General features: G+C 69.8%; 18 protein-coding genes. All 18 read right to left on the reverse strand.

Annotation, left to right across the window (positions count from 1 at the left end):
• Window positions 1-260 precede the first annotated feature (260 nt).
• The gene (gene murA / locus ACFUJ1_RS30020) at window positions 261-1,526 is read right to left on the reverse strand and encodes a UDP-N-acetylglucosamine 1-carboxyvinyltransferase (protein WP_378650690.1); all 1,266 of its coding nucleotides are present in this window, start codon (window positions 1,524-1,526) and stop codon (window positions 261-263) included.
• Between the two features lie 113 nt (window positions 1,527-1,639).
• A complete protein-coding gene (locus ACFUJ1_RS30025; protein WP_378650691.1) occupies window positions 1,640-2,236 on the reverse strand; it encodes a cob(I)yrinic acid a,c-diamide adenosyltransferase in 597 nt (198 codons plus the stop codon).
• Between the two features lies 1 nt (window position 2,237).
• On the reverse strand, window positions 2,238-2,660 hold the full coding sequence (locus ACFUJ1_RS30030) for a DUF2550 domain-containing protein (RefSeq protein ID WP_233016289.1): 423 nt from the start codon (window positions 2,658-2,660) through the stop codon (window positions 2,238-2,240).
• A gap of 197 nt (window positions 2,661-2,857) precedes the next feature.
• Window positions 2,858-3,235: a F0F1 ATP synthase subunit epsilon gene (locus ACFUJ1_RS30035; RefSeq protein WP_378650692.1), complete on the reverse strand. Its 378-nt coding sequence runs from the start codon at window positions 3,233-3,235 to the stop codon at window positions 2,858-2,860.
• A gap of 6 nt (window positions 3,236-3,241) precedes the next feature.
• Window positions 3,242-4,690, reverse strand: coding sequence for a F0F1 ATP synthase subunit beta (atpD, locus tag ACFUJ1_RS30040; RefSeq protein WP_233016287.1), 1,449 nt, complete (start codon window positions 4,688-4,690; stop codon window positions 3,242-3,244).
• A 30-nt stretch (window positions 4,691-4,720) separates the two neighbouring features.
• The gene (locus ACFUJ1_RS30045; RefSeq protein ID WP_378650693.1) at window positions 4,721-5,695 is read right to left on the reverse strand and encodes a F0F1 ATP synthase subunit gamma; all 975 of its coding nucleotides are present in this window, start codon (window positions 5,693-5,695) and stop codon (window positions 4,721-4,723) included.
• A gap of 41 nt (window positions 5,696-5,736) precedes the next feature.
• Window positions 5,737-7,374: a F0F1 ATP synthase subunit alpha gene (gene atpA, locus ACFUJ1_RS30050; RefSeq protein WP_378650694.1), complete on the reverse strand. Its 1,638-nt coding sequence runs from the start codon at window positions 7,372-7,374 to the stop codon at window positions 5,737-5,739.
• A 50-nt stretch (window positions 7,375-7,424) separates the two neighbouring features.
• The gene (locus tag ACFUJ1_RS30055) at window positions 7,425-8,234 is read right to left on the reverse strand and encodes a F0F1 ATP synthase subunit delta (RefSeq protein WP_233016284.1); all 810 of its coding nucleotides are present in this window, start codon (window positions 8,232-8,234) and stop codon (window positions 7,425-7,427) included.
• A 19-nt stretch (window positions 8,235-8,253) separates the two neighbouring features.
• The gene (locus ACFUJ1_RS30060; RefSeq protein ID WP_233016283.1) at window positions 8,254-8,814 is read right to left on the reverse strand and encodes a F0F1 ATP synthase subunit B; all 561 of its coding nucleotides are present in this window, start codon (window positions 8,812-8,814) and stop codon (window positions 8,254-8,256) included.
• Between the two features lie 5 nt (window positions 8,815-8,819).
• Window positions 8,820-9,068: an ATP synthase F0 subunit C gene (locus ACFUJ1_RS30065; protein WP_233016282.1), complete on the reverse strand. Its 249-nt coding sequence runs from the start codon at window positions 9,066-9,068 to the stop codon at window positions 8,820-8,822.
• Window positions 9,069-9,143: 75 nt separating this feature from the next.
• Window positions 9,144-9,992: a F0F1 ATP synthase subunit A gene (gene atpB, locus ACFUJ1_RS30070; protein WP_378650695.1), complete on the reverse strand. Its 849-nt coding sequence runs from the start codon at window positions 9,990-9,992 to the stop codon at window positions 9,144-9,146.
• 237 nt (window positions 9,993-10,229) lie between these two features.
• Entirely contained in the window at window positions 10,230-10,646 is a 417-nt protein-coding gene (locus ACFUJ1_RS30075) for a hypothetical protein (RefSeq protein WP_233021167.1), read from the reverse strand.
• 66 nt (window positions 10,647-10,712) lie between these two features.
• Window positions 10,713-11,852, reverse strand: coding sequence for an MraY family glycosyltransferase (locus tag ACFUJ1_RS30080; protein WP_233016280.1), 1,140 nt, complete (start codon window positions 11,850-11,852; stop codon window positions 10,713-10,715).
• Window positions 11,853-11,872: 20 nt separating this feature from the next.
• Window positions 11,873-12,538 carry an L-threonylcarbamoyladenylate synthase gene (locus tag ACFUJ1_RS30085; RefSeq protein ID WP_233016279.1) on the reverse strand — a complete coding sequence of 222 codons (666 nt, stop codon included), beginning with the start codon at window positions 12,536-12,538 and terminating at the stop codon, window positions 11,873-11,875.
• 33 nt (window positions 12,539-12,571) lie between these two features.
• Window positions 12,572-13,432, reverse strand: coding sequence for a peptide chain release factor N(5)-glutamine methyltransferase (gene prmC / locus ACFUJ1_RS30090; RefSeq protein WP_378650696.1), 861 nt, complete (start codon window positions 13,430-13,432; stop codon window positions 12,572-12,574).
• A 4-nt stretch (window positions 13,433-13,436) separates the two neighbouring features.
• Complete coding sequence (gene prfA / locus ACFUJ1_RS30095; RefSeq protein ID WP_378650697.1) at window positions 13,437-14,507, reverse strand: peptide chain release factor 1; 1,071 nt, start codon at window positions 14,505-14,507, stop codon at window positions 13,437-13,439.
• An 81-nt stretch (window positions 14,508-14,588) separates the two neighbouring features.
• Window positions 14,589-14,831 (reverse strand): 50S ribosomal protein L31, encoded by a 243-nt coding sequence (gene rpmE, locus ACFUJ1_RS30100; protein WP_233016276.1) that lies wholly within the window; start codon window positions 14,829-14,831, stop codon window positions 14,589-14,591.
• Between the two features lie 532 nt (window positions 14,832-15,363).
• Window positions 15,364-17,688, reverse strand: a complete 2,325-nt coding sequence (gene rho, locus ACFUJ1_RS30105; protein ID WP_378650698.1) for a transcription termination factor Rho — start codon at window positions 17,686-17,688, stop codon at window positions 15,364-15,366.
• Window positions 17,689-17,807: the final 119 nt, after the last annotated feature.

The following is a 17,807-nucleotide window of genomic DNA, read 5'->3' on the forward strand; positions in this document are numbered from 1 at the left end:
TCGAGAACCAAAAAATTTGGCACTGACATTCATCGACACACTATTGAGTTCTCAAAGAACACACGCACACACATCCGAACCGGATATTCTCCGGAGTTTCCGTGCGGCTGTTGGACCAGCTTAGCTCATCAAGAGCAGGTATCCAAATCCGTCAGGCGCTCAACCGTCCAACCTCGTGTCCCGGTCCCCCGGGTCGGTGTCCGTGTCGCTCTGACGGGTTAAAAGTTACGTCGCTCGCTGCACAATGTCAAATCGCCTGGTCAGGAACGTTTTTCAATGGTTACGCGCTCCACTGCGCCACCGAGCTCCTGCAACTGCTCGACGAACCGGGGGTAGCCGCGGTCGATGTGGAAGACGTCGTGCACCTCGGTGGTGCCGTCGGCCACCAGGCCGGCCAGCACCAGACCGGCGCCCGCCCTGATGTCCGAGGACCACACCGGAGCGCTGGAGAGCCGCGGGATGCCGCGCACCACGGCGTGGTGCCCGTCGGTCCTTGCGTCGGCGCCGAGCCGGATCATCTCCTCCACGAAGCGGAACCTGGCCTCGAAGATGTTCTCGGTGATCATCGAGGTGCCGTCCGCGACGGCGGCCAGGCCGATGGCCATGGGCTGCAGGTCGGTCGGGAAGCCGGGGAACGGCAGCGTGGAGAAGTTCACCGCGCGCGGCCGCTCCGGCTGGATCACGCGGAAGCCGTTGGGCTCGAAGGAGATCCGCGAGCCGGCCGAGCGCAGCTTGTCCAGCACCAGGGAGAGGTGCTTGGGGTTGACCCCGGTGACCCGGACGTCGCCCTGCGTCATGGCGGCGGCGATGCCCCAGGTGGCCGCGACGATCCGGTCGCCGATCACCCGGTGCGTGGTCGGCGCGAGCCGCTTCACGCCCTGGATGGTGAGCACCGAGGTGCCCGCGCCGCTGATCTGGGCGCCCATCCGGCTGAGCATGGTGCAGAGGTCGACGATGTCCGGTTCGCGGGCGGCGTTGTCGAGCACCGTCTCGCCCTCGGCGAGCACCGCGGCCATCAGGATGTTCTCGGTGGCGCCGACCGAGGGGAAGTCGAGCCGGATCCGGGCGCCCTGCAGCTCGTCGGCCCTGGCGACCACGCAGCCGTGCTCGATCTCGCTGGTCGCGCCGAGCAGCCGGAGCCCGGCCTGGTGCATGTCCAGCGGCCGGGAGCCGATGGCGTCGCCGCCGGGCAGCGCGACCACCGCCCGCTTGCACCGCGCCATGAGCGGGCCGAGCACGCACACCGAGGCGCGGAACTGGGTGACCGCAGGGAAGTCGGCGTGGTACTTGGGCTCGGCCGGGGTGTTGATGCTGACCGCCGAGCCGTCGATCGTCACCTCGCAGCCGAGGCCGCGGAGCACCTCGGCCATCAGCGGAACGTCGAGGATGTCCGGGATGTTGGTGATCGTGGTGGTGCCCTCGGCGAGCAGGGCGGCTGCCATCAGCTTGAGGACGCTGTTCTTCGCGCCCCCCACCTCGACCTCGCCGACCAGGCGATTACCGCCCGTGACCAGAAACCGTTCCATGCCGCCTCTCCGCATTGTCGGCGCACCGTTGGATGCAAGGATAGTTGCGGCGCGGGCCCTCGGTGGGCTGCCCGCGCAGGTTGCCGGTATCCGGTCTCACCCGGTTCGTCGGCTCATGCTTCCCGGCCGCCGTCGGCGGCGCGCCCCCCGCCCGGCTGCCAGAGCACGTCGCCACCCGGGTTGGCGACCCTGGACAGGATGAAGAGCAGGTCCGACAGCCGGTTCAGGTACTTGGCCGGCAGCACCGAGGTGTCGTCCGGGTGCGCCTCGATCGCCGCCCAGGCCGAGCGCTCCGCCCGCCTGGCGACGGTGCGCGCGGTGTGCAGCAGCGCGGCCAGCGGGGTGCCGCCGGGCAGGATGAACGAATTCAGCGGCGCGAGTTCGGCATTGAACTCGTCGCACCAGCCTTCGAGCCGCTCGATGTAGGGCTCGGTGATCCGCAGCGGCGGGTACTTCGGCTCGGCGACCACCGGGGTGGAGAGGTCGGCGCCCGCGTCGAAGAGGTCGTTCTGGATGCCGCGCAGCACCTCGGCGATCGCGGGCGGCGGCGCCCCGAGCGCGAGCGCGACCCCGAGCGCGGCATTGGTCTCGTCGCAGTCGGCGTAGGCGGCGAGCCGCGGGTCGTTCTTGGATACCCGGGAGAAATCGCTCAGCCCGGTGCTGCCGTCGTCGCCGGTGCGGGTGTAGATCCGGGTGAGGTGCACGTTCATGTCATCTGCCTTGCATGCGGCGGGAGCGGTCCGACGGGCGCGACTCCACCCAGGAGAGGAAGGCGGTGAGCGAGTTGCGGTCGAGCGCCAGCTCGAACTCGCCCTCCTTGTCCGCCACCGCGATCACCACGATGTCGTCGGTCATGATGTCGAACTCGTCGCCGCGCGGGCCGCGGCGGTCGCCGATCTCGATACCGAGCCGGGTGATCACCGAATCCGGCCCGAATCTGAGACTGGTGAGTTTGTAGAAGATGAGGCGATCCTCGTCGTAGCGGATCAGACCGTGCCGCCAGCCCGACCCGCCGCGGGCAGGCAGCACCCGCAGGATCGCGGCGGTTCCGCCGCGCCGCAACATGATCAGGCGATAGCTGGAAGCGAGGGCGAGACAGACGAGCAGCAACACCAGAATGATCAACAGAATCATCCCGGTTCCCAATGCTGTGGTCCTCTCGCTCGCACCGCCGATTCGCGGGTCCCTCGTCGCCATTCAATCACGGACCGGAAGCCCCGCTGTCCCTGGCCGCCAGGCCGGAGTGGAACATCCCCTGAACAACCGCCGAAACGCCACTGTCGGCGGCGAGAATTTCTCGCCGCCGACAGTGGGGGGTTCGCTGCGCGGAGTCAGGACTCGGCGTTGCGCTCGTAGGCGCGCACCCGGCCCTGTGCGATCCGCAGCTCGTCCTCGGAGGCCGCCGAGTCGGAGAGCACGCCGCGGGCGGCCTCCACGTCGACCTCGCCCGCCAGCTCCGCCGATTCGGCGAGCACGCGGACCGTGTTGGCGGTCACCGAGAAGAAGCCGCCGTGCACCGCCGCGACGATGCGCTCGCCGTCGACGGGCACGATGCTCACGGTGCCGCCCTCGACCAGCTGGCCGAGGAGCGGCTCGTGGCCCGGCATGATGCCGATCTGGCCCTCGGTGGTCTGCGCACTGACGAAGGACGCCGTGCCGGACCAGAGCCGCCGCTCGACGGCGACCAGGTCCACCGACATTTCAGCCATGGTGGACTACTTCCCGGCGATCCGCTTGGCGGCCGCCTCGACGTCGTCGAGCCCGCCGCAGGAGTTGAACGCCTGCTCCGGCAGGTGGTCGAACTCGCCCTTGGTGACCCGCTCGAAGTCCTCGATGGTCTGCTCCAGCGGAACCACCGAACCCGGCTGACCGGTGAACTTCTCGGCCACGATGAAGTTCTGGCCGAGGAACTTCTCCAGCCGGCGGGCCCGGCCGACGAGGACCTTGTCCTCCTCGGAGAGCTCGTCCATGCCGAGGATGGCGATGATGTCCTGCAGCTCCTTGTACTTCTGCAGGATCCGCTTCACCTCGTTGGCCACCGCGAAGTGCCGCTCGCCCAGGATCGACGCCTCCAGGATCCGCGACGTGGAGGTCAGCGGGTCGACGGCGGGGTAGATGCCCTTCTGCGAGATCGGGCGGGAGAGCTCGGTCGTCGCGTCCAGGTGGGCGAAGGTGGTGGCCGGTGCCGGGTCGGTGTAGTCGTCCGCGGGCACGTAGATCGCCTGCAGCGAGGTGATCGAGCGGCCGCGGGTCGAGGTGATCCGCTCCTGCAGCTCGCCCATCTCGTCCGCCAGGGTCGGCTGGTAGCCGACGGCCGACGGCATCCGGCCGAGCAGCGTGGAGACCTCGGAGCCGGCCTGGGTGAAGCGGAAGATGTTGTCGACGAAGAGCAGCACGTCCTGGTGCTGCACATCGCGGAAGTACTCCGCCATGGTCAGCGCCGAGAGCGCGACGCGCATGCGGGTGCCCGGCGGCTCGTCCATCTGGCCGAAGACGAGCGCGGTGTCCTGGAGGACGCCCATCTCCTCCATCTCCAGGCGGAGGTCGGTGCCCTCGCGGGTGCGCTCGCCGACGCCGGCGAACACCGAGGTGCCGGAGAACTCCCGCGCGATACGGGTGATCATCTCCTGGATCAGCACGGTCTTGCCGACGCCCGCGCCGCCGAAGAGGCCGATCTTGCCGCCCTTCACGTACGGGGTCAGCAGGTCGATGACCTTGATGCCGGTTTCCAGGATCTCGGTCTTGCCCTCGAGCTGGTCGAAGCTCGGCGGCTTGCGGTGGATGCCCCACTGCTCGCCGTCGCGGCCGAGGCCGGGGCTGTCCAGGCACTCGCCGAGGGCGTTGAAGACGTGGCCCTTGACGATGTCACCGACCGGCACCGAGATCGGCTTGCCGGAATCGGTGACGGTGGTGCCGCGGACCAGGCCGTCGGTCGGCTCCATCGAGATGGTGCGCACGATGTTGTCGCCGAGGTGCTGGGCGACCTCGAGCGTGAGCGTCTTGGCCACCGCGGTCAGGGTGATCTCGGCGTTCAGGGCATTGAAGAGCTCGGGGATCGCGCCGCGCGGGAACTCCACGTCCACGACGGGGCCGATGACCCGGACGACGCGGCCTGCCGCGCCACCGGTCCGGCTCGTGTTGTCTTGGGTGACAGCTGCGGTCATTGGTTGGTTCTCTTCCTGATGTCGATGTGCTCAGTCGCGGTCCGAGCTGGCCGCCAGGGCGTTGACGCCGCCGACGATCTCGCTGATTTCCTGCGTGATCTGGGCCTGACGCACCGAGTTGGCCTGCCGGGACAGGACACTCGCCAGTTCGTTGGCATTGTCGGTGGCGGCCTTCATCGCGGTGCGCCGAGCCGCGGACTCGGATGCCGCCGCGTCGAGCAACGACGCGTAGATACGCGTGTTGACGTACTTCGGCAGCAGCGCCGCCAGCAGTAGGTCGGCGTCGGGCTCGAACTCGTACTGCGCCGTCACCTCGGCGGCGTTCGGCGAGTCGCTGAGGCTGTCCTCGCCCATTTCGATGCGCTCGTCGACGAAGCTCACCTGGATCGGCGCCAGCCTGCGGACCTCGGGGGCCTGCGTCAGCATGGAGACGAACCGGGTGTAGACGATGTGCAGCTCGTCGACGCCCTCGATGTCGCCGGTGCCGTCCGGCGCCGCGACGGTGCCCTCCGAACCGGCCATGAAGGCATCCACCAGGTGCCTGCACGCGGGCGAGGCATCGGTGTAATTCGGCTGCTGCGAGAACCCGGTCCAGTACGCGATCACCGGACGGTTGCGGAAGGTGTAGTACGTCAGGCCCTTGTTGCCCATGACGTAGAGCACCGGCTCCTTGCCCTCACCGCGCAGCGTGGTGATCAGCTCCTCGGCGCGCTTGAGCACGTTCGAGTTGTAGCCGCCCGCCATGCCGCTGTCGCTGGTCACGACCAGGATGGCGGCGCGGCGCGGGTTCTCCCGCTCGCTGAGCAGCGGGTGCGTCAGGTTCTTCGACGCGCTCGCCAGCTCGCCGAGCACCTTGGTGATCTCCTCGGCGTACGGCTTGGCTGCCGCGACGCGCGCCTGGGCCTTGGAGATGCGCGAGGTCGCGATCAGCTCCTGGGCCTTGGTGATCTTCTTGATCGAGTTCACGCCACGGATGCGGGAGCGCAGTTCACGCAAGCTGGGCATCGCTGATCACACTCCCTTCGTTCCCGTGGTCGGGCTGCCGGTCACTTGTCGAGCGTCTTGCGGGTGACCGACAGCGACTCGACCTCTTCTTTGCCCAGCTCGCCCGCGTCGGCCTCGTTCACCACGCGGCTGCCGTCGGAGGCAAGGAAGCCCTGCTTGAAGTTGTCCGTCGCGGTCTTGATCGCCTCGGCGGCGTCGCCCTGCAGCACCTTGCCGCCCGCGATCGACTCGAACGCCTCGGGCGCGCTGCTGTGCAGGTCGGCGAGGAGGTCCCGGGTGAAGCGGCGGACGTCGCCCACCGGCACCGTGTCGTAGTAGCCGGCGTCGACCAGGTAGATCGAGACGATCTGGTCCTCGACCGCGACCGGGGTGTACTGGTCCTGCTTGAGCAGCTCGGTCCAGCGCGCGCCGCGCTCCAGCTGGGCCAGCGAGGCGGCGTCCAGGTCGGAGGCGAAGGCGGAGAACGCCTCCAGCTCGCGGAACTGGGCCAGCTCCAGGCGCAGCGAGCCCGCGACCTTCTTCATGCCCTTGGTCTGGGCCGCGCCACCGACGCGGGAGACCGAGGTGCCGACGTTGATCGCGGGGCGGACGCCCTTGTTGAACAGGTCGGACTCAAGGAAGACCTGGCCGTCGGTGATCGAGATGACGTTGGTCGGGATGAAGGCCGAGATGTCGTTGGCCTTGGTCTCGATGATCGGCAGCCCGGTCATCGAGCCCGCGCCCAGCTCGTCGGAGAGCTTGGCGCAGCGCTCCAGCAGCCGGGAGTGCAGGTAGAAGACGTCACCCGGGTACGCCTCGCGGCCCGGCGGGCGACGCAGCAGCAGCGAGATGGCGCGGTAGGCCTCGGCCTGCTTGGTCAGGTCGTCGAACACGATCAGGACGTGCTTGCCCTGGTACATCCAGTGCTGGCCGATGGCCGAGCCGGTGTACGGGGCGAGCCACTTGAAGCCGGCCGAGTCGGAGGCGGGGGCCGCCACGATGGTGGTGTACTCCAGCGCGCCGTGCTCCTCCAGAGCGGTCTTCACACCGGCGATGGTGGAGCCCTTCTGGCCGATCGCGACATAGATGCAGCGGACCTGCTTGGCCGGGTCGCCGGTCTCCCAGTTCGCCTTCTGGTTCAGGATCGCGTCGATCGCGACCGCGGTCTTGCCGGTCTTGCGGTCGCCGATGATCAGCTGACGCTGGCCGCGGCCGATGGCGGTCAGGGCGTCGATGGCGGTGAGGCCGGTGGCCAGCGGCTCCTCGACCGGCTGGCGCTCCAGCACGGACGCGGCCTGCAGCTCCAGCACGCGCTGCTCGTCGGCCTCGATCTCGCCGAGGCCGTCGATGGGCTGGCCGAGCGGGTTCACCACGCGGCCGAGGAACTTGTCGCCGACCGGGACCGAGAGCACGTTGCCGGTGCGCCGGACCTCCTGGCCCTCCTCGATGTTCGCGTACTCACCGAGGATGACCGCACCGATCTCGCGGTCCTCCAGGTTCAGCGCCACGCCGAGCACGCCGCCGGGGAACTCGAGCAGCTCGTTCGACATCGCCGAGGGCAGGCCGCTGACATGCGCGATGCCGTCGCTGGTGTCGGTGACGACACCCACTTCTTCGATGGAGGTCTCGGGGGTGTAGCTCTGGGTGTAGCTCTCGATCGCGCTACGGATCTCGTCGGTGGAGATCGTCAGCTCCGCCATGTTCTTCCTGCTCTCGCTGTCTGGTCTCGAATGTCGGGGGGTGGGCGCGCCTAGGCCAGCGCCCGGCGCAGCCGCTCCAGTCGGCCGGTGGCACTGCCGTCGATCACGTCGTCGCCGATGTGCACGACGAGGCCGCTGAGCAAGCTCGCGTCGACCTGCACGTGCACGGTGACCGGCTTGCCGTAGATGCGCCGCAGCGAACCGGCGAGCCGGTCGCGCTGCTGCTCGGTCAGCTCGACCGCCGCGCGCACATGGGCGACGATCTGCTCGCGCCGCGCCGCCGCCAGCGACGACAGGTCGTCGAAGGCCGCGCCGAGCGAACCGCGCTGCCGGGAGACAACCTGCTCCGCGAGGGTCAGGGTGATGCTCTCGGTCTTGCCGGAGAGCAGCCGGTCGAGCAGTTCGCGCTTGGCCCGCACCGGCTTGCTCCGGTCGGAGAGCGCCTGGTCCAGCTCCGGGTTGTCGGCGATGATCCGGCCGAGCCGGAACAGCTCGTCCTCGACCGCGTCCAGCCGGGCGCCGTCCGACGCGGAGGCGAGCAACGCCTCCTGGCCGAGCAGGACCAGGGTGGCGACCAGGTCGGAGGTGCGCGACCAGTGCTGGGCGACCGCGGTGGTCAGCACCGCCAGGGTGGCGGGGCTGACCTTGCCGCCGAAGACCCGCTCACTGAGCTCGGCTCGCGCCGAGCCGGGTACCGATGCGTCCGCGAGCGCCACACGCAGCGGACGCTGGTCGTCCAGCACGGAGACAACGGCGAACAGTTCCGACCCCGTGGTGGCGGCTGCGCTGTCACTTCCGGTCAGAGCGGCCCGGAGCGCCTCCCTGGATCGGGAGCTGGCCTCTCGGCTCGCTGCGTACATGCTTCTCACTTTCGCGTCGCTACCTTCCGACCCCGATGCCGGCATCCGACTGGTCGAGCTCGTTCAGGAACCGGTCGATCGACGCGGCCTGCTTGGCCTCGTCGGACACCGACTGACCGATGATCTTCTCGGCCAGGTCGACGGCGGTCCGGCCGACCTCGGAGCGCAGCTCGGTCAGGATCTGCTGGCGCTGGGCTTCCAGCTGGGCGTGGCCGGAGGCGACGATGCGGTCGCTCTCGGCCTGGGCTTCCGCGCGCAGCTGCGCGAGGATCTGCTGCCCCTGGGTGCGCGCCTCCTCGCGGATGCGGGCGGCGTCGGTGCGGGCGTCGGTCAGCTGCTGCTGGTACTGCTGCAGCGTCTGCTTGGCCTCTTCCTGCGCGGCCTCGGCCCGTGCGATGCCGCCCTCGATCTTGTCCGAGCGCTCGTCGAGCACCTTCGTCAGGCGCGGGATCACGTACTTGTAGAAGACGAACCCGATGATGGCGACGCAGACGATCGACCAGACGATGTCGTAGGTCGCGGGGAGGAGAGGATTCACATCCTCGCCCTCGGTCGCTGCGAATACGGCGTAGGCGTTCATCGGAATCAGAAGATGAAGCCGGCCACGAGGCCGATCAGGGCCAGCGCCTCGGTGAACGCGATGCCGAGGAACATGTTGGTCCGGATGGTGCCCTGCAGCTCGGGCTGGCGGGCGATGCCCTCGATCGCCTTACCGACCACGATGCCGACGCCGATGCCGGGGCCGATGGCGGCCAGGCCGTAACCCACGGCGCCGAGGCCACGGAAAGTCGACTCGGTGTTGGCAGCTTCCTGGGCCAGGTACGAGAGGCTCATGAGTCTTCCATTCCCTTTCTGTTGCTCACCCGCCGGTCGGCTGGGTGCAGCAGGTATGCGGTATGCGGTATGCGGTCAGTGAGAATCGGCGTGCTGCGCGAGGCTGATGTACACCGCGGTCAGCAGAGCGAACACGTAGGCCTGCAGGAAGACGACCAGCAGCTCGAACAGGGTGAACCCGATTCCCGCGAGCAGCGAGAAGGGCGAGAACACCTTCATCCAGGAGGTGGCGTCGAACAGGAAGTACCAGGTGGCGCTGAAGAACAGCACCAGCATGATGTGCCCGGCCAGCATGTTGGCCATGAGTCGGACGGTCAGCGTGAACGGCCGCAGGATGAACGTCGAGACGAATTCGATCGGAATCAGCAGCAGGTGCAGCGCGGGCGGGACGTTCGGCACCACGATGCTGCTGCGCATGTACTTCAGGAAGCCGTACTTCTTGATGCCCACGTAGTTGAACGTGATGTACGCGATCGCGGCCAGCACGATCGGCATACCGATTCGCGCGTTCGAGGAGATGTTCAGGCCCGGGATGATGCCGGAGAAGTTCAGGAACAGAACCGTGAAGAAGATGGTCGCGATGAGCGGCAGGAATTTGCGGCCGCTCTCCTTGCCGAGCACTTCTTCGGCGATCTGCTCCTTGACGAAGACCACCGCGGTCTCGCCGATGTTCTGCAGGCCGCGCGGCACCAGCCGCGGATTGCGGAAGGCCACCAGCAGGAACGCGACCAGCACCGCCGTCATCAGCAGGCGGACGAGCATCAAACGATCGAGTTCGAACGGGGTTCCCTCGAACAGCAGCGCCGGAGGGAAGAAGTCGGTTAGCGATGGCGCGTGGAATTCCGCGGCCAAAGTGGTGACGCTCAGCGTTCTCTCCCGTGTTCGGGCCGCGGGTTCTCTCGTATCCGCGGTTCGATCGGACATTGACGATCATGGTGGTCGACTCAGGTCGGCGCGAGGTCGTCAGCAGCTGAGCGGGATTCCGCGTTGGCGTCTGTACGTGTGTCGGCGACATTCGTCGACATGCAGAACCGGAGCCTCCCGGCCCGGTACGGCAGTAAGCATAGCGGCCGGATCGGGACCTTTCGGATCCGCCCGCACGGTCGCTTGCTTACCTTTACTTTACCAAGTTGTCTACGACAGTGTGTAGGTGGGGCGTATTCAGCTCTGGCCTGCGGTTTCGCCTGTGTTACCAGCGGGCGGATCGACGACGGGAACCTTCGTGCTGACGACGCCGTAGGTCTCCGCGCCGAGCACGATGAGCAAGGCGGCGACCACGGTCAAGAACAGCGCGACCGGATCGAAGAAATCGAAGCGGCGCAGCACGCCGACCACGACAAGGGCCAGCAGCAGCTTCCCGGCCCAGCTCGCCAGGATCACCAGCTGGGCGGTGCTCGGCTCCAGCTTTCCGGTGAACAGCACCATGATCGCGGTGGCCAGGATGAACCCGCCGCCGATGGCCGAGCCGAGCAGCGCGCCCCAGAGCCCCGCGGTGCCGGCGAGCGCGGTGGCCAGCGCCACCGACAGCACCAGCAGCACGGCGAGGCCGATCACCCCGTACCGCAGCGCGGCGCGCATCGGCGCGTCGGGACCTGATTCGGTGCGGGGCGCGGAAGTCACGGGGGCGACTCTACCGAAGGCGGTTCAGTGCTCGGCCCGCTGGCGCTGCCTTATGCCGGGCACGGCCGTCACCACCAGCGCGAACACCAGCCCGCCCGCCATCAGCAGCACGACGAGGCGGCGGTCCATCAGTGAGGTACCGACGGCGCCGAAGGCGAGCACGCCGACCCATAAGTAGATGAGCAGCACGACGCGCCGGTGCGAGTGCCCGATCTGCAGCAGCCGGTGGTGCAGGTGCATCTTGTCCGGGGTGGAGAAGCTGACCCCGGCGCGCACCCGGCGCAGGATGGCGAGCAGCAGGTCGAGCACCGGGATGAACATGACCGCGCCGACCAGCAGCAGCGGCGAGAGCAGGCCGACGAAGTCGCGCGGGCCGTACCCGGTGAGCGGGATCCGGCCGGAGGCGCCGGTGGAGACGGCGGCCAGCATCAGCCCGATCAGCATGGAGCCGGAGTCGCCCATGAAGATCTTGGCGGGCTGGAAATTGTGCGGGAGGAAGCCGAGGCAGCCGCCCGCCAGCGCGGCCGCGAGCAGTGCGGGCGGATAGGTGTTGACGTCGCCGCCCTGCTCGTAGAGCAGCCCGACGGAGAAGACGAAGACGGCGATGGCACAGATCAGCCCGAGCCCGGCGGCGAGGCCGTCCAGCCCGTCGACGAAGTTCATCGCGTTGATCAGGGTGACGCTGACCGCGACGGTGACCAGCCCGCCCTGCAGCGCGTCCAGCACGACGGTGGTGTTGCCGAACGGGTTGTAGACCACGTACCAGCTGAGCCCCATCACGGCCATCACCCCGGCCGCGGTGACCTGGCCGGCGAACTTGGTCAGCGCGTCCAGCCCCCAGCGGTCGTCGACGATGCCGACGGCGACGATGATGGTCGCCGCGGCCAGCACCGCCGGAATATCCGGTGCGTAGTCGAAACCGCGTCGGAGCGCGGGCAACTGGTGCGCGAAGAGCACCGCGGCCACCACGCCGATGTACATGCCGACCCCGCCCATCCGCGGGATCGGCTTGATGTGCACGTCGCGGTCGCGCGGGACGGCGACCGCACCGAAGGCGATCGCCAGCACCCGGATGCCACCGGTGGCGAGGAAGGTGACGGTGGCGGAGACGAGCAGCACGAGCACGAGCTCGCGCAGGGGGACAACAGCGCCCGAACCGATCATCGGTGAGTTCGAACCCCCGGCTACCGGGAGACGGGGCTGCCGAGCGCCTCCGGCGACATGCCGAGCACCTCGGCGATGTCGGCCACGGAGACGGCGCCCTCGCGCAGCACGCGCGGCTGGTCGGCGGTCAGGTCGACGATGGTTGAGGCCACCGCGTGGTCGGCGGGGCCGCCGTCCAGGTACACCCCGATCAGCTCGCCGAGCTGCTCGCGGGCCTGCGCGGCGGTGGTGGCCGGCGGCTGCCCCGAGACGTTCGCGCTGGAGACCGCGAGCGGCCCGATCTCGCGCAGCAGCTCCAGCGCCACCGGGTGCAGCGGCATCCGCAGCATGACGGTGCCTCGGGTGTCGCCGAGATCCCAGGCCAGCGACGGCGCCTGCTGCACCACCAGGCTGAGCCCGCCCGGCCAGAACGCCTGGATCAGCTCGCGTGCCTGCGGGCGGACCGAGAAGACGAGGCCGTCGATGGTGTTCCAGGAGCCGACGAGCACCGGCACCGGCATGTCGCGCCCGCGCCGCTTGGCGGCGAGCAGGGCGGCGACGGCCGACGAGTCGAAGGCGTCGGCGGCGAGGCCGTAGAGGGTGTCGGTCGGCAGCACGACCAGGCGCCCGGATTTCAGCGCGCTGGTCGCCGCGGTCAGTCCGGCCGCGCGCGAATCGGGATCCGCGCAGTCGTAGACGGTACTCACGGGCCCCATCCTGTCACGCGCCTTCCGCCCGGCTCAGCCACGGGTCGCGGTGACGAAGCGGGGGCGGTCCGCGAGGTCGCGGTGCTCGGTGGTCGCGGTGTAACCGGCGGCGGTGAACAGCGCCGCGACCTGCGCGCCGTGCGAATCGTCGTGCTCGACGCCGGCCGCGGCGCCGGGGCGGAGCAGGCGGGTGATCGTGGGCAGCATGGCGCGGATGACGCGGAGGCCGTCCGCGCCACCGAACAGGGCGAGCGGCGGATCGTGTTCGACCACTTCGGGATCGAGTTCGGCGTCGTCGGGGACGTAGGGCGGGTTGGCGACCAGCAGGTCGACCCGGCCGTTCAGCTCGGCGAGGGTGTCGGCGGCGGTGACGTCGCCCGCGTACAGCGTGATCGGGGTGTCGCCCGCGGCGGCCGTGGCATCGGCGTTGCGCCGGGCCCAGGTGAGCGCGGCGGGGTCCAGTTCGACCGCGTGCACGGCGGCGTCCGGGCGGGCGTTGGCCAGGGCAAGGGCCAGGGCGCCGGAGCCGGTGCAGAGGTCGACGATGGTGGGGGCGTGCACGGCCTCCAGCTGGGCCAGGGCCCAGGCGAAGAGCAGTTCGGTCTCCGGGCGGGGGACGAAGACGCCGGGGCCGACGGCGAGGTCGATGCGGCCCATGGGGGCCGTGCCGGTGAGGTGCTGCAGCGGAATGCGCCGCGCGCGCCGCTCGACCAGCTCGCGGTAGCGCGTCGCCTGCTCGGGTTCGAGCAGCGGGGCCAGCGCGAGCCGGGAGCGCTCGATCCCGAGCACGTGCGCGGCCAGCGCCTCGGCATCGAACCGGGGACTCGCGACCCCGGCTTCGGCGAGGCGCCCAGCGGCGGCCTGGATCTCGGGACGAACGGGAACGCGGCTCACGCCGTCACTCCGCCGCCATGCGCGCTTCGCGATCCGCCTTGCCGAGGGCATCCAGGACGGGGTCCAGCTCACCGTCGAGGACGGCGTCCAGGTTGTGCGCCTTGAAGCCGATGCGGTGATCGGTGATCCGGTTCTCCGGGAAGTTGTAGGTGCGGATCCGCTCGGAGCGGTCCACCGTGCGGATCTGCGCCGCCCGCCCTGCGGCCGACTCCTGCTCCGCCTGCTCCTCGGCCAGCGCCTGCAGCCGAGCCGCGAGCACCTGCATGGCGCGCGCCTTGTTCTGCAGCTGCGAACGCTCGTTCTGGCAGGTCACCACGATGCCGGTGGGCAGGTGGGTGAGGCGAACCGCGGAGTCGGTGGTGTTGACTCCCTGGCCGCCCTTGCCGGAGGAGCGGTAGACGTCGACCCGCAGGTCGGTCTCGTCGATCTGCACCTGCTCGACCTCGTCCGGCTCCGGGTAGATCAGCACCCCGGCGGCCGAGGTGTGGATCCGGCCCTGCGATTCGGTGACCGGCACCCGCTGCACCCGGTGCACCCCGCCCTCGAACTTGAGCCGCGACCACACGCCGTCGCGCGCCGGGTCCCTGCTCTTGATCGACAACGTCGCGTCCTTGTAGCCGCCCAGGTCGGACGGGGTGGCGTCGAGCACCTCGACCCGCCAGCCGTGCCGCTCGGCGTAGCGCAGGTACATCCGGGCCAGGTCGGCGGCGAAGAGCGCGGACTCCTCGCCGCCCTCCCCCGACTTGAGTTCGAGCACCACGTCGTCGCCGTCGTGCGGGTCGCGCGGGGCGAGCAGGTCGGCGAGCGCACGCTCCAGCTCCTCCACCTGCGCGCGCAGCTCGGGCAGCTCGGCGGCGAAGGAGGCGTCGTCGGCGGCCAGCTCCTCGGCGGCCTCCAGGTCGTCGCGGGCGGCCGTCAGCTTGCGGTAGGTGCTCATGACCGGCGCCAGCTCGGCGAAGCGCTTGCCCACGCGGCGCGCGGCGCCCGGGTCGTTGTGCAGCGCCGGATCGGAAAGCCGGCTCTCCAGCCCCGCGTGCTCGGCCAGGATGTCGTCGATCGCGGACGGTTGCGTCACGGTGCTTCCTTCATCGAATCGGGTGCCGACAAAACACCGACGCCCGGCCTGCTCGCGCAGGGCCGGGCGTCGGAGTGATCGCTAGTTGGCGTCGGCTTCGGCATCCGCCTTCTTGCCCGCGCGCTTGCCGTAGCGGGCCTCGAAGCGGGCCACGCGGCCGCCGGTGTCCAGGATCTTCTGCTTGCCGGTGTAGAAGGGGTGGCACTGCGAGCAGACCTCGACGTTGATCTGCCCCGACTCCTTGGTGCTCTTGGTCTGGAAGGTGTTACCGCAACCGCAGACGACGGTGGTGTCGACGTAGGTGGGGTGGATTCCTGCCTTCATGGGTGTCCTCTCGAAATGGTCGCCGGGTCGCCGACGAGCGTCGACGTGAACCGGAACCGACTAGGCGGGAGCCCTGCTCGAGCGAGCAGGCGCAACAGCCGCTCAGTATGCCAGAGCAGCCCTTACGCTCCCAAAACGCCTCCGGCCGGCAGTTCATTCCCGGCAGTCGGGTAGTGCGCTACTCGGGACTCGCGGGTGCTGCGGCCCCTAGATTCGAACGGCGACGTCAGCCGCCAACTCCGAAGGAGGGACCGTGACCGTCCGTGGTGCCGCCCTCGTTCTCTCGCTGCTCGCCGTCCTCGCCGTCGCGGGCGCGCTCGCGCTGCCCGCGACGGAGCACGAAGCCGCGCCCGCCCCCGCGATGCGGGTGGCCGAGGCCGCCGCGGTCCAGCCACACCCCGGCCCCGCCGCGGTGATCACGGCCTTCCTGGTCGCGGGCGCCGCCGGGATCGGCGCGCTCTTCTTCGCCCCGCCGGGAAACCGCGAACGGGGGCCCCGCCGCAGCGGAACCCCCGTCCGGGAACACGTCAGCTCACTCGTCGAGTGCGCCCGGCGCGGTCTTGCTCACCTGCATGAGGAACTCCAGGTTGTTCCTCGACTTCTTCAGGCGGTCGATCAGCAGATCGATCGCCTGGTGCGAGTCCAGCCCGGACAGCACGCGGCGCAGCTTGTGCAGCACGGCCGCCTCGTCGGGGCTCAGCAGTAGCTCGTCCTTGCGGGTGCCGGACGGGTTGACGTCGACCGCGGGGAACACCCGGCGCTCGGCGATCTTCCGGTCCAGCTTGAGCTCGGCGTTGCCGGTGCCCTTGAACTCCTCGAAGATCACCGTGTCACCGGTCGAGCCGGTCTCCACCATCGCGGTGGCGATGATCGTCAGCGAGCCGCCGTTCTCGATGTTGCGCGCGGCGCCGAGGAAACGCTTCGGCGGGTAGAGCGCGGTCGAGTCGACACCACCGGAGAGGATCCGGCCGGAGGCGGGCGAGGAGTTGTTGTAGGCGCGGCCGAGGCGGGTGATCGAGTCGAGCAGCACCACCACGTCCTTGCCCATCTCCACCAGGCGCTTGGCCCGCTCGATGGCGAGCTCGGCGACCGAGGTGTGGTCGCTCGGCGGCCGGTCGAAGGTCGAGGCGATGACCTCGCCCTTCACCGAGCGCTGCATGTCGGTGACCTCTTCCGGACGCTCGTCGACCAGCACGACCATGAGGTAGCACTCGGGGTTGTTGGTCGCGATCGCGTTGGCGATGTCCTGCAGGATCGTGGTCTTGCCCGCCTTCGGCGGCGACACGATGAGCGCGCGCTGGCCCTTGCCGATCGGCATGATCATGTCGATCACCCGGGTGGTCAGCTTGTTCGGCTGGGTCTCCAGCCGGAGCCGCTGATTCGGGTAGAGCGGGGTCAGCTTGCCGAACTCGGGGCGCCGCTTGGCCGCCTCGACGTCGCCGCCGTTGACGGTGTCCAGCCGGACCAGCGGGTCGAACTTCTGCCGCTGGTTGGCCTGCTCGCCGTCGCGCGGCGCGCGGACCGCGCCGGTGATGGCGTCGCCGCGGCGCAGCCCGTTCTTGCGCACCAGGTTCATCGAGACGTAGACGTCGCTCTGCCCGGCCAGGTACCCGGAGGTGCGGACGAAGGCGTAGTTGTCCAGCACGTCCAGGATGCCCGCGACCGGCTGCAGCACGTCGTCGTCGCGCAACTCCGGCTCGCGGGTCTCGCCGCCGAGGCCGCCGCCGGTGCCGCCGTCGCGGTCACGGCCGCGCCGACGCTCGCGGAAGCGCCTGCCCCGCCTGCCGCCGCGGCCCTCGTCGTCGTCGCCACCGCGGTTGTCGTTGCCGCGATCGCCACGAGCGTCGCCGCCGCGGTTGTCGCCGCCGCGGTTGTCGTTGCGGCTGTCGCCACGGGCGTCGCCGCCGCGGCTGTCGTTGCGGCTGTCGCCACCGCGGTTGTCGCTGCGGTTGTCGCCGCCGCGGCTATCGCTGCGGTTCTCACCGCCCCGGTTGTCCCCGCCACGGTTGTCGTTACGACTGTCCCCGCCGCGGCTTTCGCCGGCCCGGTTCTCGCTGCCACGGCCGTTCTGGCCGCGACGGCCGCGGTCGCCCTGGTCGCCGTCCGAATCCGCACGGGCCTCGCCCTGCGCCTCGCCACCGGAGCGCGCCTGGTCACGGCCGCGCCGCTGCCTGCCGCGGCCGCGCTGCGAGCCGTCCCGGCCGGAGTCATCGCCGGAGTCGGCACCGTCGGCGTTCCTGCCGTCGGAGGCGTCGCCATTGCGCGGCGTGTCGTTCTTCGGAGCATCGCTCCGGACCGCATCGGCCTTCGGCGCATCGCCCTGCGGCGCGTCGTTCTTGGGCGCGTCGTTCTTGGGCGCGTCCGTCCGACCGGCATCCGCGGGCGTCTCCGCCTGCGGCGCGGCCCCCTGGGGCGCCTGCACCGCGGGCACGGCCGCCTCGGGCGCCGCGACCTCGGCCGGGGCGACGTCGAGCGTCGCCTGCACGGCCTTCCCCCGGCCCCGGCGCGGCTCCGCGGGAGCCTCGGCCGCGGGGTCGGCGGCCTGCGTCTTCTCGGCCTTGGCGGGCTTCTCGGCGCGGGCGGGCTTCTCCACCTTCGGCGCCGGAGCGGATCCACCGGCCTGATTCGCCTTGATGGCGGCGATCAGATCTCCCTTGCGCATGCCGGAGGTGCCTCGGATACCGAGCTCTCCGGCCAGTGCGCGCAACTGCGGCAACAACATTCCAGTCAGCCCCGATCGTGCGACGTCGGTATTCTCGCTCAGAGTCGAAATCTGCCCGGAGTCACTTTCGCGGCCGCCCGGGGAACTTGGGTTGGATTCCACCCCGGGTGTCGCGAGCAGGTCCGTATCTGTCACGGAAATCCTTTCCTTCCCTCGAGTGCCGTGTGCTGATTCGAGGGTTCGTTCCGCAGCCCGGGCACTGTGCCGAGCCGGGATTGTGCCGTATCGCCTGCCCGCCGGACCGGCGGCTCGAC

This window comes from Nocardia sp. NPDC057227 (genome assembly GCF_042669725.1).
GTDB classification, from domain to species: Bacteria; Actinomycetota; Actinomycetes; order Mycobacteriales; family Mycobacteriaceae; genus Nocardia; species Nocardia asteroides_A.